This window comes from Kitasatospora sp. NPDC057940 (genome assembly GCF_042887425.1).
Classification (GTDB): domain Bacteria; phylum Actinomycetota; class Actinomycetes; order Streptomycetales; family Streptomycetaceae; genus Kitasatospora.
This window is the reverse complement of the sequence record NZ_JBHVPH010000009.1, coordinates 176291-198970: the sequence shown is the minus strand read 5'-3', so window position 1 is coordinate 198970 and position 22680 is coordinate 176291. Positions and strand designations below refer to the sequence as shown.

Here is a 22680-nt window from a genome sequence, read left to right as displayed (position 1 = left end):
GTCCCGGCCGACAGCCGGGGCGCTCCGCCTCACCGAGGCCCGGACGGAGCACCCGGCCGGCGTGGACGTGAGCGGTTATCTCCCCGCCATGCAGCAGTACTGCCCGTTCCTCCGGCCATCCGCAGCGCGCGGCATGACCGGGTGGACCGTTTACGAGGTCTCGCCCGACACTCGCCGGTACGCCGTCGAAGCCGAACTGTTCTACGCAGGCGTACAGGCTGCCGAATGGATTCGTCCCCTGATGGCCCGACCCTTCGGCGCGCTGGCCTGCGAGAACGTGGTGCTGATCGGGCAGTGCGCCGACGCCGACCACCGCGAGCTGCTGGCCTGGCCACACTGGGCCTTGAAGAACCTCTACGGGCCGGTCGGCGTGATGTTCGGCAAGTTCGTCCAGGGGGCTGCCGAGACCAACAGGGCCGGGCACGACATCCCGTCGGCCCCGTTCTCGTTCCTCCCGGTACGCGCGGCCATCCGTCTCCTGGACCCGAAGCTCCTGACCAGCACGCCCGATCTCGCGGCGGCGGTGGGCGGGGCCGTTGACGGCGGCCACGACGTGTTCGAGCACATCCCTTGCGAGTGGAAGGCAGTAAGAGAATGGGCGAGTTCGCTCCCGAGGCCGCCGAAGCCCTGAAGGTCGCGGAGGCTGCATGCGGGCAGCTGGAGCTGGAGGAGATCAGCAGCCGGCGGGGCTCGTCCGTCTGGAAGGCGACCGGGCCGCGAGGCATCGCGAGCATCAAGGTCGGCACCGGCGGGACAGCCGAGGTCACCGCGCGCGAAGCCTCCGTGCTGGACCAGCTCCCCGGCTACACCGTGACGGCCGGCCGGTTCGACGGCGGCGTCTGGTTCGTCACCCCATGGCTGGCCGGACCGTCCACCTGGCAGGTCTTCCGTCCCGTGCGCAAGGGCGAAGGAGGACGGGACGACGCCCTGGCCGCTGCCGTCGGGCTGTGCCGCGCCGTGGCCGTCCTCCACGCCGAAGGATGGGTGCACGGCGACCTCCAGCCCCAGCACGGCATCCACGGTGATGACGGAACCGTGCGCCTCCTCGACTTCGCCTGGTCCCGGAAGGCCGGTACGACTCCGTGGATGACCTTCGACGGCACGATGGTCCACCTCACCGCCCCCGAACTGGCCACCCGGATCATCACGGGCCCCCAACCCGTCGACACGACACGGGCTGCCGACGTCCACGCCCTCGCCGGCACCCTGTGGACGTGCGCCACGGGCCACTGGCCGCTGGACTACGAGTCCGCCGGACTCGGCCGGGGCACGCCGATGAAGGTGATTCGCGAGGCCATCGCCGCCAAAGCCGTCCCTCTCTCCTCTCTGACGCCCTGGCCCGCACTCCAGACCCGGCTGCGGTCCGTCCTGCTGGCCGGGCCCGACGACCGGCCGACCGCCGCCGAGTTGATCACCGTGGTGCAGGCGGTGGGCGGGTGATCGTGCTGCGAGAGCTGACCCGGAACGACTCCGCCGCCCTCCAGCGGATCTACAGCCCGGAATCGACCAGGTTCCTCCGCCGAGGCCCGATGGACGCCGCCGAAGCCCGCCGCGCCGCACATGCCTCGGAGTCCTACGCCGTCCAATCCCCGTGTTCGGTCCATGCCTTGGGGATCGACCTCGATGGCGACCTGCTCGGAATCATCAAGCTCCGCCTGGACCGCCCCGTCGCCGCGCTCAGCTACATCCTGCGCGCGGATGCCTGGGGGAAGGGACACGCCACGGAGGCGGTCCGCAGGATTCTTGCCCTGGGCTTCGGCCACCTCGGACTGCCCGAGATACACGCCAAACACCATCCGGACAACCCGGCCTCCGGTCGCGTCCTCCTCAAGGCAGGATTCGTCCCGACCGGTGAGCAGGCCGGATTCACCACCTACGCCATCCGGCCGCCCCGAACAGCCGGCGCCCTCCGATCACGCACCCGAGGCCCCGCTACCCGAGGGTCGGGGAGCGGGGCCCGGAGCGTCAGCCGGTGACGCTGGGGGTGCCCGTTTCCAGGTGGCCGGTGAAGCGCTGGGACCAGGTGCTGTCGGCGTCGACCGTCACCGTGAAGTCGTACCAGCCGTTGTTGTAGGCCACGGCGTTGAAGAAGTCGGTGACGTTGCCGCCGGCGGGGACCTGGTACGTCCAGGGGCCGTCCGTGCGGTAGTTGTTCGAGGCGATCGTGAAGGTCATCTGCGTCGCACCGGAGTTGGCGAGCTTGAAGTAGACGGCGAGCTTGCCGGTGCCCGGCTCGACCGCGTACGACGCGGTGACGGCCGCGTTCTTGCCGGCCTTGGTGGCGTCGCCCTTGAAGCGGCGCAGGAAGCGGTTGGGGCCGACCACCGTCAGGTCGTAGGGGCCGCCGCCGAAGTTGGTGCCGCAGTTGAAGAAGTCGCTGGTGTTGCCGCCCGGGTCGACGGTGTACTGCCAGGGGCCGCCGCTGCGGTAGGCGTTGGCGTAGGCGGCGAAGTGGGCGGACTTCGCCGCTGCCGCACCCCCGTTGTCCATCGCGATCCAGACCTTCATCACCCCGCCGGAGCCGAACTCCAGGTGGTCCAGGTTGGCGTTCGGCTGGTAGGGCAGGGCGCGGGCCGGCCGGGTGCCGGCCTCCTGGACCGGCAGCTGGTTGTTGACCGGGGCCGGGTTGGGCAGCGGGCCGCACGCCGACAGGCCGATGGTCTGCGAGGTGTCGGGCAGCCCGGGCAGGCCGTAGACCGGGTTGGCGAAGTCGAACGCGCTGGTCAGGTCGCCGCAGACGCGGCGGCGCCAGTCGCTGATGTTCCGGCATTGCGCGGGCGTGCCGAGGGCGGCCGTCCAGGTCTCCAGGAAGCGCAGCACGGAGGTGTGGTCGAAGGTCTCGGAGTTGACCCAGCCCCCGCGGGTCCAGGGCGAGACGGCGATCATGGGGACGCGGAAGCCGAGGCCGATGTTGGTGCCGTTGTAGAACTCGCCCGGGGTGCCAGCGGGGGCGGCCGGCGGCGGGACGTGGTCGAAGAAGCCGTCGTTCTCGTCGTAGTTGATGAACAGGACGGACGAGTTGAAGACGTTCGGGTCGGCGTTCAGCGCGTCGATCACCAGGTGGACGAAGTGCGCGCCGTCGGCGGGGGTGGCGTACGGGTGTTCGGAGGAGGCCTGGTCGGGGACGATCCAGGAGACCTGCGGGAGGGTGCCGTTCAGCACGTCGGCCCTGATCGCGGCGGCGATGTCGTCCGGGGTCCGGCCGGTGGCCTTGGGCACCGAGCCCATGCCCTTGACGGCCAGCGGGCTGCCGGCCGGGGCGCCGGAGAACTGGGTGAAGTACGCGAGGGCGTTGTCGCCGTAGTTGTCGGCGGCGTTCTGGTAGACCTTCCAGCTGACGCCGGCGCTCTCCAGCGCCTCGGCGTAGGTCTGCCAGTGCAGGCCCTTCTCGTCGCCGCCGTCGTACGCGGGGCCGCCGGCGCTGCCGGCCGGGTCGATCTGGCCGGACCAGTGGTAGGTGCGGTTGGGGCCGGTCGCGCTGAGCACGGAGCAGTGGTAGGCGTCGCAGATGGTCCAGTTCTCGGCCAGCGCGTAGTGGAACGGGATGTCCTGGCGGGTGAGGAAGCCGAGGGTGCGGACGTTGCCCTTGGCGGCGACCCAGGAGTCCATCTTGCCGCTGTTCCAGGCCTTGTGCTGATCGCTCCAGCCGTGGCTGAGGTCACCGTTGCACTGAGCGAGGCGCTCGGGGTCGGCGCCGCCGGCCGGCTTGGTCTGGCTGAACTGCCACGGGTACTGGCGGCCGAGCAGGCCGTTGGGCTGGTTGAAGACGCTGTAGCCGCCGGCTATCTGGATGGCGCTGCGGTCGGCGAAGCCGCGCACGCCGCGCAGCGTGCCGAAGTAGTGGTCGAAGCTGCGGTTCTCCTGCATCAGGATCACCACGTGCTGCACGTCGTTGATGGTGCCGGTCTGCTGGAGCGTGGCGGTGGAGGCCACCGCGGGCGCGCCGGGGGCGGCCCCTGCGGCGCTGGTGCCGGCCACGGCGAGTCCCGCCGCGGCGGCACCGGACAGCGTGACGAACTTCCTACGACTCAGCTCGGCCATCGGCCCGGCCCGTCCCTTCAGTGGCGATCTGGCGATGTTGTGTACACAAGTCGGGGCTCATCGATCGCGCAGCATCTTCCACCCCGGCCGGAGGCGCCCACCAGATGCGCGCGGCAGGGTTGGCGGACTGTTCGTCCGGGTGTCACCGAGCGACGCCGGGCTGAACGGGCGGCGGAAACGCCGAGGAGGGACGGAGCGGGCGGCTGGTCAGCGGTCCTTGACCTCGATTCCCAGCGCCTGGGCGAACTGCGGTGCCAGCTCCAGCAGTTGGGTGGAGCTGATGACCGCGCCGCGCAGCCCCTGGTGGCCGTCCGCGAGTCCGAGCCGGGCGGCCCCGCGCAGGTCGGTCTTCTTCAGGGTGGCACCGCGCAGCCGGACCTCCTCCAGCGTGGAGCCGGGGAAGGACACCTCGGTCAGCTTGGCCTCGCCGAAGTCCACGTCGCGCAGCAGGCAGTCCTCGAACACGACGTCCCGCAGCACGGCCGCCCGCAGGTTGACCGCCTCCAGCTTGCAGCCGCGGAACACCACCCGGCGCAGTGCCGAGCCGTATCCGGCGACCCCGGCCAGCACGCCGCCGACGAAGGCGCTGTCCTGCCACTCGGTGTCGCTCAGGTCGCAGGCCACCCAGCGGCCGGCCTGCACCCAGACCTCGTTGAAGCGGGCCTGGCGCAGCTTGACCCCGCTGAGCGCGACCCCGGTGAAGGCGCACTCCAGGAACGCAGCCCCGGCCGCCGACTCGTCGGTGTGCTCGCCGCCGTCGAAGTGCGTGGTGTCGTAGCGCTCGTCGCTGCGCAGCCGCCCGGTGTGGGGGCGGAGCAGGTCCGCGTACGGCAGGTCGGTGAGCTGGTCGGGGGCGGAACGCGGCATGGCGGCGGCACCTCACGGTCGGGGGCGAACGGGTCTCGCCCGCATGCTCGCACGCGGCACCGACAACGCCCCGGACCACAACACCCCGGACCACAACACCCCGGACCACAACACCCCGGACCACAACGCCCCGGACGACAGCCCGCCGAAGGGCGACGGCCTCCGGACGACGGCGCCCCGGCCCGGCCGCTGCGGACTGCGGCCGGACCGGGGTGCGCCTGCCGGACGATCAGCCGCGCGCCCAGAGGGAGTTGACGCGGCTGCGCTCGGTGCTGTTCGGGTACGGGTTGGTGCAGGAGGTGCCGGGGCCGCCGCCGGACATCAGCTCGCTGCACGGGCCGGAGTAGTGGTCCGGCAGGCCGAGCACGTGCCCGGTCTCGTGCGCGGTCACCCGGACCGAGTTGTACTGCCGGTTCTGCTGGTAGTCGAGGAAGACGTAGCCGCGCCCGTGGCCGTCGGTGCTGGCGTAGGAGCCGCGGCTGTCGTTGCCCTCGTAGTACGAGAAGTCGCCGCCCGAGCCGGCCCGCAGTTGGACGTTGCTGACCGAGCTGTTCCAGATCTGCGCGGCGTTGGCGATCTGGGTGCGGAAGCTCGGTGCGGAGCTGGCGTCGTAGGTGACGACGACGGTCGCCAGGTTCGGGCTGGCGGCCTGCTTGGCCTTGGCGGAGGCCATCACGGCCTGGAAGAACGCCTGGTTGTTCGCGGCCTCGGCGGCCGAACCGGCGTACGTCGAGGCGGTGTAGCCCTGGACGGCCGGGCCGGGGGTGGCCGCGGACGCGGCGGTGGCGGGCAGCACGGCAAGACCGGCCGCGAGGGCCAGGCCGAGGGTCGCGGACAGCACGGATCGCTTCATGTGGGGGCTCCGATTCCGGTGGTGCCGTGGCCGGTTGGGGGCCGGCCCTGGGGGACACCTGGTCAGCGGGTGATGTCCCCAGAGCTTCGGACAGCCCGGTGGGCGGGCGGATGATGTCAACCCGCGATAGCTTTGATCAATACCCCTTGTCGCAAAGGGATTTGAGATGTCTTTAACCGGCCTTGACTCGCGCGTGCCCCTGGCATTCCGCTCCACCGGCGGTTAGGCTCCCGATCGGGGAAGCAACCGAGCGGCGGGCCGCCCGATTCCGGCCGGGCGGCCCGCCGCGCCCGAAGGGCATCGGCAACTTCCCTGCTGCCGCGACGAGTTGTCAGGCTCCCCTAGTTCACGGACTCGACGCCGTTCGACCAGAGGCTGTCGACCTGGCCGCGCTCGTTGCTGTCGGGGTAGGGGTTGGTGCAGGACGGGCCGGGGCCGCCGCCGGACATCAGCTCGCTGCACGGGCCGGAGTAGTTGTCGGGCAGGCCGAGCACGTGCGCGGTGACGCGCAGCGAGCTGTACTGCTGGTTCTGCTGGTAGTCGAGGAAGACGTAGCCGTGGCCGTGGCCGTCGGTGCTGGCGTAGGAGCCGCGGCTGTCGTTGCCCTCGTAGTAGGAGAAGTCGCCGGTGCCGCTGCTCGCCTGGAGCCGGACGTTGCTGACCGAGCTGTTCCAGATCTGCGCGGCCTGGGATATCTGACTGGTGAAGGAGGGCGCGCTGGCGGTGTCGTAGGTGACGGTGACGGTCTGCAGCCACGGGTTGGCCGCCTGCTTGGCCTTGGCGGAGGCCATCACGGCGTGGAAGAACGCCTGGTTGTCGGCGGCCTCGGCGGCCGAGCCGGCGTACGTCGAGGGCGTGTAGCCCTGGACGGCCGGGCCGGGGGTGGCCGCGGACGCCACGGTGGCGGGCAGCACGGCGAGACCGGCCGCGAGGGCCAGGCCGAGCGCGGTGGACAGCACGGATCGCTTCATGTGGGGGCTCCGGATTCGCGGTACGCCGAACCGCCGGGGCCGGTGGGGGCCGGACACGGCTGCGGCGACGGTGGGGGCGCCCCGGTGGGGCCGGGGCGGATTCGCTGTCCCTGAGCTTCGACCCGCCCGGGCCCGCGGCGGATGATGTCAACCGGCGATAGCTCCGCCGCATACCGGCGGGGCCCGCAGCGCGCCCTCCTGCCGCGTTTTGTTCTGTCATGTCCTTGGCGATACGGCCGGGTGGCGTCTATGCTCCGGGCGTGGAGCTCGACGTGAGACACCTCCGGGTGGTGTGCGCTATCGCCGACACCGGCAGCCTCCGCAAGGCCGCGCTCCAGCTCGGCATGACCCAGCCCTCCCTCACCACCCAGCTGCACCGCATCGAACGGGCCATCGGCGGCACCCTGTTCACCCGCGAGCAGACCGGCAGCCGGCCCACCGCGCTCGGCCACTCGGTGCTGTCCCGGGCCCGGCCGGTGATCACCGAGATGGCCGCGCTGGTGGCCGCCGCCCGCCAGGAGGCCCGCGACGCGGCCGGCCCCGGGCGGCAGCGCCGGCTGCGGATCGGCAGCGTCGGCAGCCGGGCGGTCGCCGCCTGGCTGCGCCGGGTGCACGAACGGCTGCCGGACACCGACACCACCATCCACGTCGACGTCTCGGCCAGCGCCCTGCTGCGGATGGTCGCCGCCGACCAGCTGGACGTGGCCTTCGTCTACGAGAGCGAGGGCTTCCCGTTACGGGTGCCGCCGGACGCCGAGCACCGGGTGCTGATGGCCCGTGAGCCCCAGTTCGTCGCGCTCGCCGCCGGACACCCGGCCGCCGCCCGCCCGGTCGTCCACCTGACCGACCTCGCCGAGGACACCTGGATGGTCGACCCGACCGCCGACCACGAGTACGCGGCGATGCGCCGGGTGTTCAGCGACGCCGGGCTCAACCCCCGGGTGGTCCAGGTGCGGGACAACGCCACCGCCGCCGAACTGGTCGCCTCCGGCGAGGCCGTCCGCCCTTGCCAGCCGACCTCCGCCCCCGGGCCGGGCACGGTGGTGCGCCCCGTGCACGGGGACCCGCTGGCCGTCCGGCTGCTGCTCACCTGGCGCCCGCGCGCGCTCAGCCAGCCCGCGCTGGACGCGCTGTACGGCGAACTGCGCGCCGCCTACCTGGACCTGGCCAAGGTCAACCCGGCCTACCTGGCCTGGCTGGCCCGGCACGAGCCGATCCTGCTGGACTGCGCCTGAGCACCGCCTTCCCGCTCGTCCGGTGGACGACGGCCGAGCGCCCGAGAATCGGCCCCCGTCAGCCCTCCCGGCTGTGCAGCAGCAGACCCACCGCCACGGTCAGCGCGCAGACCAGGCCCGCCGCCAGCACACCGGAGCCCCCGAACGCGGTGCAGGCCAGCACCAGCACCGCCGCGGTCGGGGCCAGCGCCTGCGCCAGGCCGGTCTTGGTGTGCCGGGAGTGCAGCAGCCAGACGGTGAGCAGGTAGAGCGCGGTGGGCACGGTGACCGTCGCGGTGGCGGCCGTCGCGGAGATCTCCGCCTGGTGCACGGCCGACTCCACCGCCACCTCCAGTCCGGCGCCGATCGCGGCGGCCGACCCGAACACCAGGTAGTGGCCGTACCCCCAGACGAAGGCCTGCCGGCTGGAGTGCAGGTGCTCGTGGACCGGCCGGGCGAAGTAGATCCACCAGGCCGAGAAGCAGATCAGCAGGCCGCCGACCGCCACCGGCAGCAGCCGGCCCAGCTCCTCGTGCTCGTCCACCGCCGACTGCACCGCGACCGTCGCGGCCGCCACCGTCTCGCCGAGCACGATCAGGGTGAACAGCCCGTACCGCTCGGCGATGTGGTGCGGGTGCCAGGAGGTCTGCTTCCGCAGTTCGGCGACCACCGGAACGGCCAGCTCGCACAGCACCCCGAGCGGGATCACCTCCGGCCGGGCGGCGTCCGGCAGCAGCAGCACCACCACCCAGCCCACCTGGCAGAGCGCGATCCCGACCGCGTACCGCACGGCGACCCGGCGCGCCTCGCCCTGCTCGCTGGCCGCCGCCCGCAGCCACTGGGTGACCATCGCCAGGCGCATCACCACGTACCCGGCGATCGACAGCGTCAGGTCCTGGGTGGCGAACAGCCGTGGCACCCCGGCCGCGAGGACCAGCACCCCGGCGATCTGCACCAGCGTGGTGACCCGGTACGGCACGTCGTCGCAGTCGTACGCGGAGGCGAACCAGGTGAAGTTCATCCAGGCCCACCAAATGGCAAAAAAAGCGATCGAGTAGCCGCGCAGGCCGTCGCCGTAGTGCCCGGCCGCCAGGGAGTGGGCGAGTTCGCGCCCGGCCTGGCCGACGGCGACCACGAAGCAGAGGTCGAAGAAGAGTTCCAGCGGGGTGGCGACCCGGTGCGGCTCGTCCCGGTCGCGCGGGACCATCCGGCGCACCGGGGGCGGGTCGACGGGGCGCGGGTGGGGGGCGGCGGCGGATTCGCTGGCCATCGGTGCTGCTCCGGGGTCGGGAGGGGCTGGCTGTCCCGCGCATCCTGGCAGCGGCCCGGGCCCCGCGCACGCACCGGCGCGACGGGCGCAGCGGTTCGCGGTCCCGGGATCGATTGCGCCTTTCGTCCCCTTTTTTCCTTGCCGTCAGCCGTAGTTGACGCCCCGGTGCGCGAACCGGGTGACAGCGCGGCGGGTTTCCGGGCGCGCCCCGCGCGCTGCGCCGCGGCCGGCCGGACGGCCCCGCTAGATTCGTCCCCGGTTGGAAGCGAGCGCGGGCCTTGCGGGGCCCCACGACACGGGCGGCCTGCGGGCAACGCGGAAGGTCAAGGCCGGTGGCAGGAGAGCGGGGGCGGCGGAGCCGACCTTCCCGTGTCCGTGCCACCGGCCTCGTGATCACCGCGCTGCTCGCCAGCGCCTGCCACCCGGTCGCTGTCGCCGCGTCCGCGGCGGGGGCTACTTCTCCCAGCCGACCTTGGCGTAGTCCTCCCCGGCCAGGCCGAAGGCGCCGTAGTTGGCGAGGCCCTTGCGCGTCGCCACCACGGTCGGCCGCTGGTAGAGCTCGACGGTGTGGCCGAGCTCCCAGATCTTCGCGTCGGCCTGGTTGTAGAGCTTCGCGGCCTCCACCGGGTCGACCGTCCCGGCCGCCTTCTTGAGCAGGTCGTCGACCTCCTGGCTGCCGATCCGCGAGGGGTTGTTGAAGGTGTTGTCCCCCACCGGCAGGCGGAAGTTGCCCAGGCTCTTGGAGAGCGGGAACGAGTCGGTGTTGCGCCAGCTCGCGATCTCGAACTTGCCCGGGTTCACGTACTTGGTGAAGAAGTCGTTGGCGGGCACCTTGTCCAGGCTCACCTTGACCCCGGCCTGCAGCCACATCGCGGCGGCGGCGGTCGCCAGGTCGATCTGGGCCTGCGGGGTGGACTCGTTGACCGTCCAGTGCAGTTGCAGCGACTGGCCGTCCTTGGTGCGCGGCTGGCCGGCGCCCGCCTCCTTCCAACCGGCGTCGTCCAGGAGCTTCTTGGCGGCGGGCACGTCGAACTTCGCCCACTCGCCCGAGTTGTCCTGGTAGCCGGTCTGGTTGGGCATGAAGATGTGGTTGCCGAGCGGCTTGAACTCCACCGGCACCCCGTTGTTGGCGATCTTGATCAGCGCGGACCGGTCAAGCGCCTTGCCGAGCGCCTGGCGGACCTTCTGGTCGGCCAGCGCGCCGCCGGAGCCGAAGGAGATGTGCACCTCGTCCCACGGGCTGGCGGCCCGGATCGCGGTGTCCTTGGCGTCCTTGAGCTGCCCGTACGCGGCGGCGGTGCCGGCCGTGGCGAGGTCGATCTCGTTGTTGAGGTACGACTGGGTGGTCGCGGACTGGGTCATCACCCGGAAGGTGATCTTGTCCGCCTTGGCCCTGGTGCCCCACCAGGCCGGGTCCGGGACGAGCGTGAGGGTCTGCGCCGTCTTGTCCGCCACGCCGACCTTCAGCGCGCCCGCGGTGATCGGGATCTTCTCCACCCAGCCCTTGTTGAAGTCGTCCGGGGTGGCGATGCCGGCCGCCGGGATCAGCGGGCGGAACAGGTTCTGCCAGTCCGCGTACGGCTCGGAGAAGGTGACCTTCACCTCGCTCGGGTCGGCCCCCTGCTCGACGGCGGAGATCTGCTCGTAGCCGGACGGGTCGGCGATGTTGTACGCCGGGTCCTTGCCGTTGCTGGCCTGCCAGTCGGCCTTGAAGTCCAGGTAGCTGAGCGGCTTGCCGTCCGACCACTTGGCCTTGGGGTTGAGCTTGTAGGTGATCACCTCGGGCGAGGTCGAGGTGACCTTGGCGTCCAGCAGGTAGTCGGCGTTGGGCTGGAAGGTGCCGGAGGCGTCCGTATTGAAGAGCGACGGCTCCAGGGCGCGCATGATCGAGACCGCGTCGCCGTAGGTGCCGTCCACCTGGAACGGGTTCCACTGGGTGATCCACTGGTACAGCGGGAACCGCACCTCGCCGCCGTCCTTGACCTGGTCCAGCGGCTTGGCGTTGATGTCCTGGGAGTCCTGCCGGGGCGGCTCGCTCTTCGCCACCTTGTCGGCCGAGCCGCCCCCGCCCGAGGTGCACGCGGTGACCGCCAGCGCGACGGCGACGGCGAGGGCCGTCGCCCGGCCGAGGCGGCGGGCCGTGGTGGAAGCGTCCATGGAGTCCCCCTGGTGAGGTCTTCGAAACGGGCGGTAACGGGCAGTTGTGCCGCGTGAGGTGTGGCGGGGCTTGAGCGTGGGCAGCCAAGTCGGCACCGGGCCAGCAGAACGTAACAGCCGATCAGTTCCGTCACCAGGGGGAGGACCGCACGCCTGATCCAGAAGTCATCCGCGGCAACACTGCCGCAACACCCCGGCCGCGCACCGCTGCCAGACTCTGACCTGCGCTTTCCCCGTACCGCCCGTCCCCCTGCCGTCCGAAGGCCTGAACGGGCCCCGACCGAAGGCCACCACCCGATGCCCACCAGACGCGTCGGCCCCTCCCCCACCCCGGGCGGCCGTTGATGCTCCGTTACCTGGCGAAGCGCCTGAGCTACTACGCGGTGCTGCTGATCGCCGCCGTCTTCCTGGCGTACGCGATCTCCGCGACCGCCCTCCAGCCGCGCACCTACTTCGACGCCAAGGTGCCCCGCCCGGCCGCCGAGTCGGTCGAGCGCCAGCTCACCGCGCTCAACCTGAACGACCGCACCCCGGTCGTCGAACGCTTCGGCCACTGGGCCGACGGACTGCTCCACGGCGACCTCGGCCGGACCATCCACGACACCCCGGTCACCGACGACTTCGGCCGCCGGGTCTGGGTCTCGCTGCGACTGCTGCTGCTCGGCAGCCTGCTCGGCATCGTCCTCGGCATCGCCGCCGGGGCCTGGAGCGCCGTCCGCCAGTACCGGATCTCCGACCGGCTGCTCACCGTGCTCTCCTTCGTCCTGCTCTCCACCCCGGTCTTCCTGGTCGCGCTGTTCCTCAAGAACGGCGCCATCGCCGCCAAGGACGCGGCCGGCCACGACGTCATCCCGTTCACCGGCTACGAGACCCCCGGACTGACCGGCGGCCTCGGCGCCCACCTCGCCGACTGGGCGCTGCACCTGCTGCTGCCCACCATCTCGCTCGCGCTCGGCGGCCTCGCTACCTACAGCCGCTACCAGCGCGGCACCATGCTCGACGTGCTCGGCTCCGACTACCTGCGCACCGCCGAGGCCAAGGGGCTCACCCGCCGCCGGGCGCTGGTCAAGCACGGGCTGCGGACCGCGGTGATCCCGATGTCGACCATGTTCGCCTACAGCTTCCTGGGCATCTTCACCGGCGCGATCTTCACCGAGACGATCTTCGGCTGGCACGGCATGGGCGAGTGGCTGATCCAGTCGATCAACGAACAGGACGTCAACTCGGTCGTCGCCGTCAACCTGTTCACCGCCGTCGTCGTCCTCGCCTCCGGCTTCCTCGCCGACACCCTGCACGCCGCCCTCGATCCGCGCGTGCGGTCCTGACCGGAGGTGAACTGACGTGACCACCGTCGCCGTGGAACCGGCCGCCCCGGCCGCCGCCCCCCGCACCACCGGCCGGGCCCGGCTCGTCCTCGCCCGGCTGCTCGCCGCCCGCGGGGCCGTCGCCGGAGCCGTGATCGTCCTGCTGCTGTTCGCGCTCGCCTTCGGCGGGCCGTACCTCACGCCCTGGGACTACGCCGCCCCCGACTTCGGCGCGCTGCACCAACCGCCGTCCGCCGAGCACTGGTTCGGCACCAACGGGATCGGCCAGGACGTCTTCGCGCAGACCGTCCGCGGCCTGCAGAAGTCGCTGGTCATCGGCCTGCTGGTGGCGCTGTTCTCCACCGTGCTGGCCTCCCTGGTCGGCGCCTGCGCCGGCTACTTCGGCGGCTGGGCCGACCGCGCGCTGATGTTCGCGGTGGACCTGCTGCTGGTCTTCCCCAGCTTCCTGATCATCACCATCGTCTCGCCCCGGCTGAAGAGCGCCGGCTGGATCGCCTTCGTGCTGCTGCTCGCCCTGTTCAACTGGATGATCACCGCCCGGGTGGTCCGCTCGATGACCATCTCGCTGCGCGAGCGCGAATTCGTCCGCGCCGCACGGTTCATGGGAGTGCGGCCGCTACGGATCATCACCCGCCACATCCTGCCGAACGTCGCCTCCTTCCTCATCATCGACGCCACCATCGCGGTCGGCGGCGCCGTGATGAGCGAGACCGCGCTCTCCTACTTCGGCTTCGGCGTCAAACCGCCGGACGTCTCGCTCGGCACCCTGCTCGCCGCCGGGACCAGCGAAGCCCCGGTGTTCCCCTGGCTGTTCTACTTCGCCGCCGGGCTGCTGGTGCTCTTCGTCCTCGCCGTCAACCTGATCGGCGACGGGCTGCGCGACGCCCTCGACCCCACCGCCGGGGGCGCGCCCCGCCGCCGCTCCGCCCGGAGGAAGAAGCCGTGACCACCACCGTCGACACCCCCCTGCTCGCCGTCAGCGACCTGCGGGTGGACTTCGCCGGGCCGCACGGCCCCGTCCCCGCCGTCCGCGGGGTGGACCTCACCCTGCGGCGCGGCGAGACCCTCGGCATCGTCGGCGAGTCCGGCTCCGGCAAGTCCGTCACCGCGCTGTCCGTCCTCGGGCTGTTGCCGAGGACGGCCGGCGTCCAGGGCTCGGTGCGGCTGGACGGGCGGGAACTGGTCGGGCTGCCCGGCAAGGAGCTCGCCGCGATCCGCGGCCGCCGGATCGCCATGGTCTTCCAGGACCCGCTGTCCGCCTTCACCCCGGTCTACCGGATCGGCGACCAGATCGCCGAGGCCGTCCGCATCCACCAGCGGGTCGACCGGGCCGCCGCCCGCCGCCGGGCCGCCGAACTCCTCGACCTGGTGGGCATCCCGGCCCCCGAACGGGCCCTGGACAGCTTCCCGCACGAGTTCTCCGGCGGCATGCGCCAGCGCGCGATGATCGCCATGGCGATCGCCAACGACCCCGACATCCTGCTCGCCGACGAGCCGACCACCGCGCTGGACGTCACCATCCAGGCCCAGGTGCTGGACGTGCTGCGCACCGCGCAGCGGGAGACCGGCGCGGCCCTCGTCCTGGTCAGCCACGACCTCGGGGTGATCGCCGGGATGGCCGACCGGGTCGCGGTGATGTACGCGGGGCGGGTGGTCGAGACCGCCGGGGTGGACGAGCTGTTCGCGGCCCCGCGCCACCCGTACACGCTCGGCCTGATCGGCGCGGTGCCCCGACTGGACGGGCTCGGCGGCCCACTCGTCCCGATCCCCGGGGCACCCGCCCCGATGGCCGACCTGCCGCCGGGCTGCCCGTTCGCCGCCCGCTGTCCGCTGGCGGAGGAGCGCTGCTCGGCGGCGGAGCCGGAACTGGCCGGGGGCGACGGCCACCTGGCGGCCTGCGTCCGGTCGGCGGAGCTGGCCGAGCGGCGGCCCGCGCCGGCCGACGTCTACCCGGTGCCGGCACTTCCGGCCCCGTCGGCCGCTCCGGAGAACCGGGGTGGCCTGGGGGACCGGAGCTCGCGGGCGCCGGTGCTGGCGGTGAGCGGCCTTGGCAAAACGTTTCCGCTCCTCAAGGGCACGGTGTTCAAGCGCCGGGTCGGCGAGGTCTACGCGGTGGACGGCGTCGACCTGGACCTCCGGGAGGGCGAGACCCTCGGCCTGGTCGGGGAGTCCGGCTCCGGCAAGTCCACCACGCTGTTCGAACTGCTGAACCTCGCCGCCCCCGAGACCGGCCGGATCGAACTGCTCGGCCACGACACCGCCGAGCTCTCCCGCGCCGAGGCCCACCGGCTGCGCGCCCGACTGCAGATCGTCTTCCAGGACCCGATGGCCAGCCTCGACCCGCGGATGCCGATCGGCGACATCATCGCCGAACCGCTGCGCGCCCAGCACGCCGCCCGCGAGGAGATCGCCCGCCGGGTGCCCGAACTGCTGCACCAGGTCGGCCTCGACCCGGACCACGCCGCCCGCTACCCGCACCAGTTCTCCGGCGGGCAGCGCCAGCGCGTCTCCATCGCCCGGGCCCTGGCCGTCCGGCCGAAACTGCTGGTCCTGGACGAACCGGTCTCCGCCCTGGACGTCTCCATCCAGGCCGGCGTGCTCAACCTGCTGCAAGCGCTCAAGGCCGAACTCGGCCTCTCCTACCTGTTCGTCTCGCACGACCTCTCGGTGATCCGGCACCTCGCCGACCGGGTCAGCGTCATGTACCTCGGGCGGACGGTCGAACAGGGCGAGGTCTCCGCCGTCTTCGACCGGCCCCGACACCCGTACACCCGCGCCCTGCTCTCCGCCGTCCCACTGCCCGACCCCGCCGCCGAGCGCGCCCGCGACCGCATCCTGCTCGCCGGCGACCCGCCCTCCCCCACCGAGCGCCGCACCGGCTGCTCCTTCCGCACCCGCTGCCCGGTGTACGCCGGCCTCGCCGACCCGGCCGCCCGCACGCGGTGCGAACAGGAGCGGCCGGCGCTCCTCGGCGACACCCCCGCGCAGGACCACCAGGCGGCCTGCCACTACCCGGAGTCGTAGCCGGCCGCCTGCGATCGCCCGCAGTGATCGCCGCATGTGATCACTGCAGGCGATCACTGCGGGCGATCACTGCGGGCGATCACTGCGGGTGACCACTCGAAAGCGATTCGGCGGATCGACCGGGTGCCGTGTAAAGTTCTCCGAGTCAGCAGGCGCCGCTAGCTCAGTTGGTTAGAGCAGCTGACTCTTAATCAGCGGGTCCGGGGTTCGAGTCCCTGGCGGCGCACATGGCAAGGTCTCAGGCCGCTCACTTCGGTGGGCGGCCTGAGGCGTTTCAGCGGGCGTTTCGGTGAGCGCCTCAGCAGGCGCCCGGCCCCAACGGATGCCCGGCCTCAACCGGTGTCCAGGACGGCGGAGGCCACCGCGTCCGGGCGGTCGAACATCACCAGGTGCCCGGCCGGGGCGGTGGTGCGGTAGTCGGCCCCGAGCAGCGCCGCCAGCTCCCGCTGGCCGGCCAGCCACTCCTCGGTACGGCGGCTGCGGCAGCCGTCGTCGGCGGCGAGCACGGTGACCGGCAGGCCCTCGGGCAGCGGCCGGGTGCGCCGCAGCCCGTCCACCTCGGCGGCCAGGTCGAGGTAGCGCGCGTTCTCCCGCAGCAGGGCTCGCAGGGCCCGGCCGGTGCGGTAGCAGTGCCGCACCAGCGGTGCCGGGGCGAGGTCCTCGCGGCAGACCGTGGACAGCCGGGCCGTCAGCCGGCGGGCGGCCGGACCGAGCAGGTACGGCACGGCGACGGCGGTGGCGGCGCCCGCGAGCGCCCGGGCCGCCAGGTCGCGCGCGCCGGGGGCCGGGTACGGCCGGGCCGCCGGTTCGACGCTGCCGTCCACCAGGACCAGCCCGGCGGCCCGGTCGGGGTGCAGCCGGGCGAAGGCCTCGACGTGGAAGCCGGCCAGCGAGTGGCCGACGACGGTGCAGGGCCCGCGCAGCCCGAGGCCGTCCAGCACCGCGCGGATCCGCTCGGCCTCGCCGGCGGCCGTCGGGGCGGGCCGCCCGGTGGCGGGCTCGGGGGCGCTCAGCCCGTAGCCGGGCCGGTCGAAGCGGACCACGGTGCGGTAGGGCGTGAGGAAGGGGACGACCAGGTCCCAGTCGAACCAGCTGCTGCCGAGGCCCCCGGTGAGCAGGCAGACCGGGCCGCCGCCCTCGGTGCGGACGTGCAGCGGGACGCCGTCGACGCGCAGGAAGCGCGCCCGGGCGCGGGGGTCGTCGGGTGCGGTCATGCCGACTCCCGGCCCGGGGGCCGTTCGGCCGGCCGGGGCTCCCGGTACGGCGGAGAAGCGTCCCACCAGGTGGATCCGTCGCCCGGCACCCCCGCGGGGAGGGCCAGGCTCAGCGCCAGGACGGCGAGCCAGAGCGCCACCAGCAACACCTGGAGCCGCTGGCCGGCCCCGAGCGCCCAGGTGCCGCGCCCGGCCTCGAAGGCGGCGATCGCGGCCAGGCTCCAGCCGGTGGCCAGCAGTTCGGCGCCGAGCAGCCAGGGCCCGATCCGGCGCACCGGCGGCCACCAGCCGTAGCGGCGGGCGGCGACGGTGAGCGCGGCCAGCCCGGCGAGCGCACCGAGCATGGCGAGGCTGCTGGTGACGGCGTGCGCGGTGTGGGTCGCGGGGACGAGTCCGGCGGTCTCGCGGGCGGCGCACATCTCGTCGCTGGTGGGGGCGCAGCTGAGCGGCAGCCGGGAGTCGGCGGCGGTCGCCGCGCCGAACAGGGCGAGGGCGGACCAGCCGACCACCGCCCACCCGCGCCGGGCACCGCGCGGCCCGGCCTGCCCGCCGGCGAGGGCGGTGACGGCCGCGGCGAGCACACAGAGCCCGGCGACCAGGTCGGTGGCCCGGAACAGGCCGCCCAGCGGCTGGTCCTCGGCCGCGAGTTCGCTGATGTACGCCTGCACCGGGTCGAGTCCGGTGCTCAGCACGACCTCCAGCACCCACGCGGTGTACGCCGTGGCGCTGAGCATCAGCAGCGCGGCGACCGCCTTCCGCGCGTTCGGGTGTCCGGGCTTGGGGCTGGGCACCGTTCCACCCTAACCGGCGGCGAACTGCACCCCAACCGGGCGGAAACGGACACCTCGGCGGCGGGTCGGTTCCCGCGCGGCCGCGGGCGGTTTCGGGCGGTTCGAGGCACCCGCCGGGACCGTGTATTGTTTTCCAGGTCAGCAGGCGCCGCTAGCTCAGTTGGTTAGAGCAGCTGACTCTTAATCAGCGGGTCCGGGGTTCGAGTCCCTGGCGGCGCACAGACATTTGGGGAGCCTCTCGCAGCAGCGAGGGGCTCCTCAATTTTTTGGCCCTCGACGTCCGTTTTGCGTGTGATGTCGGTCTCGATTGCCGTTCCGGTGGAGCCAATCGGCCCGCCCGGCTCGTCCAGGGCAGTAAACCGGAATCGGGACAAAGGTCCCTAACCACCGATGTCCCCGTCCGTGCAGGCTGACCCGGTCCGCCCGCAGGAAAGGCCGCGCCTTGTCCGAGAACGCCCAGAGCGGCCGTCGCACGCCGTCGACAGGCCTCCGACCGGTCAAACGCTTCAAGCGCGCCGCCCCCGTGACCGGCGGCAGGAAGCCCCGCCGCCCGAAGCGCACCGGCTGGCGCCGGCTGATACCGACCTGGCGGATGAGCCTGCTCGGCCTCGCCGCGGCCCTGCTGCTCGGCGTCGGCCTGTTCGTGCTCGGGGTCACGCTGGTGAAGGTCCCCGACGCGCACGCCGCCGCGACCGCGCAGAGCAACACCTGGCTCTACGCCGACGGCTCCGTGATCACCCGCACCGGCCAGACCAACCGGCAGAACGTCAGCCTGGACAAGGTCTCCCCCGCCGCCCAGCACGCCGCGCTGGCCGCCGAGGACCGCAACTTCTACCACGAGGGCGCCGTCAACGTGCAGGGCCTGCTCCGGGCCGCGGTCAACACCGCCAAGGGCGCGGGCACCCAGGGCGGCTCCACGATCACCCAGCAGTACGTGAAGAACACGTACCTGAACCAGAAGCAGTCGGTCACCCGCAAGGTGAAGGAACTCTTCATAGCCATCAAGGTGGACGCCACCGAGAGCAAGGACGACGTCCTCTCCGGCTACCTGAACACCTCCTACTACGGCCGCGGCGCCTACGGCATCCAGGCCGCCGCCCACGCGTACTTCGGCGTCGACGCCTCCGCGCTCAACCCCGCCCAGGGCGCCTACCTGGCCACCCTGCTGAACGCCCCGAGCGCCTACGACGTGGCCACCGCGACCCCGGCCGGCAAGCAGAACGCCGTCAACCGCTGGAACTACGTGCTGGACGGCATGGTCAAGGAGGGCTGGCTCTCCGCCGAGGAACGGTCCGCCACCACCTTCCCGGACGTCAAGGACCCGCAGCCCAACCCGGGCCTGTCCGGCCAGACCGGCTACCTGGTGAACGAGGCCACCCAGTACCTCACCTCGAACCAGATCATCAGCGAGACCGAGCTGGCCAAGGGCGGCTACACGATCAAGCTCAGCATCGACCCGGCCCGCCAGCAGGCCCTCCAGGACTCCGTCCAGGCGCAGCTGCACGACACCCTGAACCCGGACAAGCGGAAGAAGGACGCGGCCGCCCAGGCCGGCGCCGTCTCCGTGGACCCGAAGACCGGCGCGGTCGTCGCCCTCTACGGCGGCGTCGACTACGTCAAGCACTACGTCGACAACGCGACCCGGCGGGACTACCAGGCCGGCTCGACCTTCAAGGCGATAGCCCTGGCGGCCGCGTTCGAGAACAACGCCAAGACCCAGGACGGCCGGACCGTCACCCCGCGCACCGTCTACGACGGCACCAGCGGCCGCAAGGTCCGCGGCGGCAAGGGCACCCCGTACGCGCCGCCGAACGAGGGCGACCGGAGCTACGGCCAGATCTCCCTCCAGCAGGCCACCGACTGGTCGGTCAACTCGGCGTTCGCCCAGCTGGCCCAGGACACCGGGCTCCAGAAGGTCAAGGACACCGGCATCGCGCTGGGCCTGCCCGGCAGCACCCCGGGCCTCGACCCGGTGCCGTCCATCCCGCTCGGCGCGGCCACCCCGAGCGTCCTCGACATGGCCGGCGTGTACGCGACGCTGGACAACGGCGGCAAGCAGATCACCCCGTGGCTGGTGCAGTCCGTGGACCGCGAGGGCGAGGCCGTCCCGCTGCCCGCGCACAAGACCACCCAGGCGATCAGCGCGGACACCGCGAACCAGGTCACCTCGATGCTCCAGGGCGTGGTGAGCGACCCGGGCGGCACCGGCTGGCGAGCGAAGGCACTGGGCCGCCCGGTGGCCGGCAAGACCGGCACCACCGACGACCAGAAGTCGGTCTGGTTCGTCGGCTACACCCCCGAGCTGGTCACCTCGGTGGGCCTGTTCGGCCAAGATCCGAGCAGCGGGGCCCAGGTCAGCCTGAGCGGCGTCGGCGGGATCGACGGCGCGGCGGGCGGCCAGTTCCCGGCGCAGATCTGGACCAGCTACATGAAGGCGGCGCTCAAGGGCGTGCCGGTCAGCGACTTCCAGACCCCGGCCGACGGCGGCGACTCCTCCGGCGCCACCGATCTGCCGACGGCCCCGTCCTCGCCGAGCAGCACCGCGTCGACCGGGACCGGCTCGAACGGCGCCTCGACCGCCCCCGCGGCGCCGACCACCCCGCCGAGCGACGGCGCCGGGACCGGGGCCGGGGCCGGCTCGGGCCCGACCACGCCGGCCGGCGGCTCGAACTCCGGCGGCGGCGGTGTGACCAGCCCGCCGACCGCGCCCCCGGCCACCCAGCAGCCGACCGCCCCGCCGACGACGCGGCCCACCGGACGGCCCACCGGACGGCCGACGCCCTCCACCGGCCCGACCACGGCGCCGACCACGCAGCCGACCACCCAGCCCACGGGCGGGCCGGACACGCTCACCGGGGCGGGGGCGAACGCCGGGTAGCGGCGGCGGGGGCCCGGGCGAACCGAGGGGGCGCCCGGGCGGCGCAGGGCCGCGCGCGGGCCGGGTGAGTGCGCCACTGCGCACAGTTCCGTGCAGGACCAAATGACGAAATGGCACCTTACTGAACGCCCGGTATGACTGCCACAATGCGTCGGTGCACAGATCAACGGCCTCGCCCACCCTCCCCACAGGCAGAACCCTCGGCCTCAGCCTCGCGCTGGTCTCCGCGTTCGCCTTCGGCGGCTCCGGCACCGCCGCGAAACCGCTGATCGAGGCCGGCCTCTCACCGCTGCACGTGGTCTGGCTCCGGGTCACCGGCGCCGCCGTGGCCCTGCTCCCCATCGCCTACCGCCACCGGGACGCCGTCCTGCGCCGCCCCGGCCTGCTGATCGGGTTCGGCCTGCTCGCCGTGGCCGGCGTCCAGGCCTGCTACTTCGCGGCGATCTCCCGCATCCCGGTCGGCGTCGCCCTGCTCATCGAGTACCTCGGACCGCCGCTGCTCATCGGCTACGTCAAGTTCGTCCAGCGCAAGCCGATCAGCCGGGGCGCCGCGATCGGCGCCGGCGTCGCGGTCGCCGGGCTGGCCTGCGTGGTGGAGGTCTGGAACGGCCTGAGCTTCGACGCGCTGGGCGTGCTCTTCGCCCTCGGCGCGGCCTGCTGCCAGGTCGGCTACTTCGTGCTCGCCGACGCCGGACGCCGGGGCGAGCGCCCGGTCGACCCGCTGGCGGTCAGCGCGTTCGGGCTGCTGATCGGCGCCGTCCTGCTCACCGTCTTCACCCGGCCCTGGCAGGCCGACTGGAGCGCGCTCGGCGGATCCGTGGTGATGAACGGGCACACCCTGCCCGCGCTGCTCCCGGCCGCCTGGATGATCCTGATCGCGACCGTGCTCGCCTACCTGACCGGCGTGATCGCCGTCGGGCACCTCTCGCCCCCGGTCGCCGGGGTGGTGGCCAACCTGGAGGCGGTCGTCGCCACCGTGCTGGCCTGGGTGCTGCTCGGCGAGCACCTCGGTCTGCCGCAGATCGCGGGCGGCCTGCTCGTGCTGACCGGCGCCTTCGCGGCGCAGACCGGCAAGCCGGCGGCAGTGAAGCCTGCGAAGGCCGCAGACGCCGCGGGTGCTCCGGACGCCGGGGGTACTCCGGACGCCGGGGGTACTCCGGACGCCGGGGGTGCCCCGGGCTCGCCGGAGCGGGTCGCCGCCGAGCGGTAGGTCAGCGGCCGACCCAGCCGAACCAGTCGAGGTGGTTGAGCGGCCACACCACGGCCGACACCGGCCCGACCACGTTGTCCACCGGCACGGCCCCGCCCCCGGGACCGCGCTGGTGGTAGCGGGAGTCCGCCGAGTCGCTGCGGTGGTCGCCCTCGACCCAGACGTGACCCGAGGGCACCGTCACCGGCCCGAAGTCCAGGCCCGCGCAGGAGTCGTCACCGGGGTGCAGGTACGGCTCGTCGACCTTCTTCCCGTCGACGGTCAGCGTGGTGCCCGTGCACTGCACGGTCTGGCCACCGGTCGCGATGACCCGCTTGACCAGGTAGTTGTCGTCCTTCGGCGGCACCAGGCCGACGAAGCTCAGCACCGAACCGGCCGCGTTGGTGAACGGGTTCGAGTCGATGGGCTGCGGCGGGAGCCAGCCACCCGGATCCTTGAACACCACCGGCTGCCCGGGCTCCGGCTTCCAGCCGGTCAGCGGCGCCAGCTTGTTCACGCCCACCCGGTCGCCGATCCGCAGCGTGTTCTCCATCGAGCCGGACGGGATGGTGAACACCTGGAACAGGCAGGTCTTGATCAGCAGCGCGACCACCAGGCCCACCGCCGCCATCGCCGGGATCTCGATCCACCAGGGCCGGGGCCTGCGCCCGGTCCGCCGGGCCTTGCGGCCGCGCGAACCGCGCGCACGGCGGCGGGCCTCGGCACGGCCTCCGAGCGCGTCAGGGGCGCCGGAAGCACCGGGGCCGCGTCCGGCGGCGGGGGCCGGACCGGACCCGGCATCGCTCGGCGTTTCGGGCAGGTTCACCGCCATCGTCGCTGCTCCACCTCTCCGGCTGGGGGAACCTGCACGCTACGCCAACCCCGG

18 protein-coding genes and 2 tRNA genes are annotated in these 22680 nt (G+C 72.7%); 11 read left to right on the top strand and 9 right to left on the bottom strand.

The annotated features are described in order from the left end of the window. The first annotated feature begins 88 nt into the window (after positions 1-88). The 3 genes from ACFVTF_RS17345 to ACFVTF_RS17335 are packed head-to-tail and all read left to right on the top strand — an operon-like array spanning position 89 to position 1976. Positions 89-631, top strand: coding sequence for a hypothetical protein (locus ACFVTF_RS17345; RefSeq protein ID WP_387814326.1), 543 nt, complete (start codon positions 89-91; stop codon positions 629-631). Next, entirely contained in the window at positions 595-1440 is an 846-nt protein-coding gene (locus tag ACFVTF_RS17340; protein ID WP_387814324.1) for a hypothetical protein, read from the top strand. Before ACFVTF_RS17345 ends, ACFVTF_RS17340 begins: the two co-directional genes overlap by 37 nt. Beyond that, on the top strand, positions 1437-1976 hold the full coding sequence (locus ACFVTF_RS17335; RefSeq protein WP_387814322.1) for a GNAT family N-acetyltransferase: 540 nt from the start codon (positions 1437-1439) through the stop codon (positions 1974-1976). The genes ACFVTF_RS17340 and ACFVTF_RS17335 overlap by 4 nt, the downstream gene beginning before the upstream one ends. On the opposite strand, the gene ACFVTF_RS17330 is transcribed toward ACFVTF_RS17335, so the two are convergent. The 4 genes from ACFVTF_RS17330 to snpA (ACFVTF_RS17315) all read right to left on the bottom strand — a co-directional run bounded on the left by ACFVTF_RS17330 (position 1966) and on the right by snpA (ACFVTF_RS17315) (position 6732). Beyond that, on the bottom strand, positions 1966-4041 hold the full coding sequence (locus ACFVTF_RS17330; protein WP_387814320.1) for a phosphocholine-specific phospholipase C: 2076 nt from the start codon (positions 4039-4041) through the stop codon (positions 1966-1968). The two genes, ACFVTF_RS17335 and ACFVTF_RS17330, sit on opposite strands and share 11 nt — an antisense overlap. Before the next feature lie 207 nt (positions 4042-4248). Next, positions 4249-4908 (bottom strand): pentapeptide repeat-containing protein, encoded by a 660-nt coding sequence (locus ACFVTF_RS17325; RefSeq protein WP_063349277.1) that lies wholly within the window; start codon positions 4906-4908, stop codon positions 4249-4251. Positions 4909-5137: 229 nt separating this feature from the next. Continuing rightward, positions 5138-5761, bottom strand: a complete 624-nt coding sequence (snpA, locus tag ACFVTF_RS17320; RefSeq protein WP_371518820.1) for a snapalysin — start codon at positions 5759-5761, stop codon at positions 5138-5140. A 341-nt stretch (positions 5762-6102) separates the two neighbouring features. Next, positions 6103-6732, bottom strand: coding sequence for a snapalysin (gene snpA / locus ACFVTF_RS17315; RefSeq protein ID WP_387814319.1), 630 nt, complete (start codon positions 6730-6732; stop codon positions 6103-6105). Between the two features lie 260 nt (positions 6733-6992). Between snpA (ACFVTF_RS17315) and ACFVTF_RS17310 the strand changes: the two genes are divergently transcribed. Next, on the top strand, positions 6993-7967 hold the full coding sequence (locus ACFVTF_RS17310; protein ID WP_363619979.1) for a LysR family transcriptional regulator: 975 nt from the start codon (positions 6993-6995) through the stop codon (positions 7965-7967). A gap of 58 nt (positions 7968-8025) precedes the next feature. Here the strand turns inward: ACFVTF_RS17310 and ACFVTF_RS17305 are convergent, their stop codons facing one another. Continuing rightward, positions 8026-9216, bottom strand: a complete 1191-nt coding sequence (locus tag ACFVTF_RS17305; protein ID WP_387814318.1) for a low temperature requirement protein A — start codon at positions 9214-9216, stop codon at positions 8026-8028. Positions 9217-9669: 453 nt separating this feature from the next. Further along, entirely contained in the window at positions 9670-11373 is a 1704-nt protein-coding gene (locus ACFVTF_RS17300) for an ABC transporter family substrate-binding protein (RefSeq protein WP_387814317.1), read from the bottom strand. 344 nt (positions 11374-11717) lie between these two features. Between ACFVTF_RS17300 and ACFVTF_RS17295 the strand changes: the two genes are divergently transcribed. The 4 genes from ACFVTF_RS17295 to ACFVTF_RS17280 all read left to right on the top strand — a co-directional run bounded on the left by ACFVTF_RS17295 (position 11718) and on the right by ACFVTF_RS17280 (position 15948). Next, positions 11718-12698 (top strand): ABC transporter permease, encoded by a 981-nt coding sequence (locus ACFVTF_RS17295; protein WP_350882603.1) that lies wholly within the window; start codon positions 11718-11720, stop codon positions 12696-12698. 16 nt (positions 12699-12714) lie between these two features. Beyond that, positions 12715-13644, top strand: a complete 930-nt coding sequence (locus tag ACFVTF_RS17290) for an ABC transporter permease (RefSeq protein ID WP_350882605.1) — start codon at positions 12715-12717, stop codon at positions 13642-13644. Beyond that, positions 13641-15722, top strand: coding sequence for a dipeptide ABC transporter ATP-binding protein (locus tag ACFVTF_RS17285; RefSeq protein ID WP_387814314.1), 2082 nt, complete (start codon positions 13641-13643; stop codon positions 15720-15722). Before ACFVTF_RS17290 ends, ACFVTF_RS17285 begins: the two co-directional genes overlap by 4 nt. Before the next feature lie 152 nt (positions 15723-15874). Further along, positions 15875-15948, top strand: a tRNA-Lys gene (locus tag ACFVTF_RS17280). Positions 15949-16054: 106 nt separating this feature from the next. Here ACFVTF_RS17280 and ACFVTF_RS17275 read toward each other — a convergent pair. Next, on the bottom strand, positions 16055-16936 hold the full coding sequence (locus ACFVTF_RS17275) for an alpha/beta fold hydrolase (protein WP_387814312.1): 882 nt from the start codon (positions 16934-16936) through the stop codon (positions 16055-16057). Then, positions 16933-17670, bottom strand: coding sequence for a DUF998 domain-containing protein (locus ACFVTF_RS17270; protein ID WP_387814409.1), 738 nt, complete (start codon positions 17668-17670; stop codon positions 16933-16935). Before ACFVTF_RS17270 ends, ACFVTF_RS17275 begins: the two co-directional genes overlap by 4 nt. A gap of 202 nt (positions 17671-17872) precedes the next feature. On the opposite strand from ACFVTF_RS17270, the gene ACFVTF_RS17265 reads away from it, so the two are divergent. The 3 genes from ACFVTF_RS17265 to ACFVTF_RS17255 all read left to right on the top strand — a co-directional run bounded on the left by ACFVTF_RS17265 (position 17873) and on the right by ACFVTF_RS17255 (position 21815). Beyond that, positions 17873-17946, top strand: a tRNA-Lys gene (locus ACFVTF_RS17265). 223 nt (positions 17947-18169) lie between these two features. Further along, positions 18170-20605, top strand: coding sequence for a transglycosylase domain-containing protein (locus ACFVTF_RS17260; protein WP_387814310.1), 2436 nt, complete (start codon positions 18170-18172; stop codon positions 20603-20605). 154 nt (positions 20606-20759) lie between these two features. Then, a complete protein-coding gene (locus ACFVTF_RS17255) occupies positions 20760-21815 on the top strand; it encodes a DMT family transporter (protein ID WP_387814308.1) in 1056 nt (351 codons plus the stop codon). 1 nt (position 21816) lies between these two features. Here ACFVTF_RS17255 and lepB read toward each other — a convergent pair whose 3' ends face one another. Beyond that, positions 21817-22626: a signal peptidase I gene (gene lepB, locus ACFVTF_RS17250; protein WP_387814306.1), complete on the bottom strand. Its 810-nt coding sequence runs from the start codon at positions 22624-22626 to the stop codon at positions 21817-21819. Between the last annotated feature and the right edge of the window lie 54 nt (positions 22627-22680).

What these genes read in the sequence shown, in the direction of transcription:
- ACFVTF_RS17345 (WP_387814326.1), top strand. Translation starts at nt 89, where the DNA reads ATGCAGCAGTACTGCCCGTTCCTCCGGCCATCCGCAGCGCGCGGCATG.
- ACFVTF_RS17340 (WP_387814324.1), top strand. Translation starts at nt 595, where the DNA reads ATGGGCGAGTTCGCTCCCGAGGCCGCCGAAGCCCTGAAGGTCGCGGAG.
- ACFVTF_RS17330 (WP_387814320.1), bottom strand. Translation starts at nt 4,041, where the DNA reads ATGGCCGAGCTGAGTCGTAGGAAGTTCGTCACGCTGTCCGGTGCCGCC.
- ACFVTF_RS17325 (WP_063349277.1), bottom strand. Translation starts at nt 4,908, where the DNA reads ATGCCGCGTTCCGCCCCCGACCAGCTCACCGACCTGCCGTACGCGGAC.
- snpA (WP_371518820.1), bottom strand. Translation starts at nt 5,761, where the DNA reads ATGAAGCGATCCGTGCTGTCCGCGACCCTCGGCCTGGCCCTCGCGGCC.
- snpA (WP_387814319.1), bottom strand. Translation starts at nt 6,732, where the DNA reads ATGAAGCGATCCGTGCTGTCCACCGCGCTCGGCCTGGCCCTCGCGGCC.
- ACFVTF_RS17305 (WP_387814318.1), bottom strand. Translation starts at nt 9,216, where the DNA reads ATGGCCAGCGAATCCGCCGCCGCCCCCCACCCGCGCCCCGTCGACCCG.
- ACFVTF_RS17300 (WP_387814317.1), bottom strand. Translation starts at nt 11,373, where the DNA reads ATGGACGCTTCCACCACGGCCCGCCGCCTCGGCCGGGCGACGGCCCTC.
- ACFVTF_RS17295 (WP_350882603.1), top strand. Translation starts at nt 11,718, where the DNA reads ATGCTCCGTTACCTGGCGAAGCGCCTGAGCTACTACGCGGTGCTGCTG.
- ACFVTF_RS17275 (WP_387814312.1), bottom strand. Translation starts at nt 16,936, where the DNA reads ATGACCGCACCCGACGACCCCCGCGCCCGGGCGCGCTTCCTGCGCGTC.
- ACFVTF_RS17270 (WP_387814409.1), bottom strand. Translation starts at nt 17,670, where the DNA reads ATGCTCAGCGCCACGGCGTACACCGCGTGGGTGCTGGAGGTCGTGCTG.
- lepB (WP_387814306.1), bottom strand. Translation starts at nt 22,626, where the DNA reads ATGGCGGTGAACCTGCCCGAAACGCCGAGCGATGCCGGGTCCGGTCCG.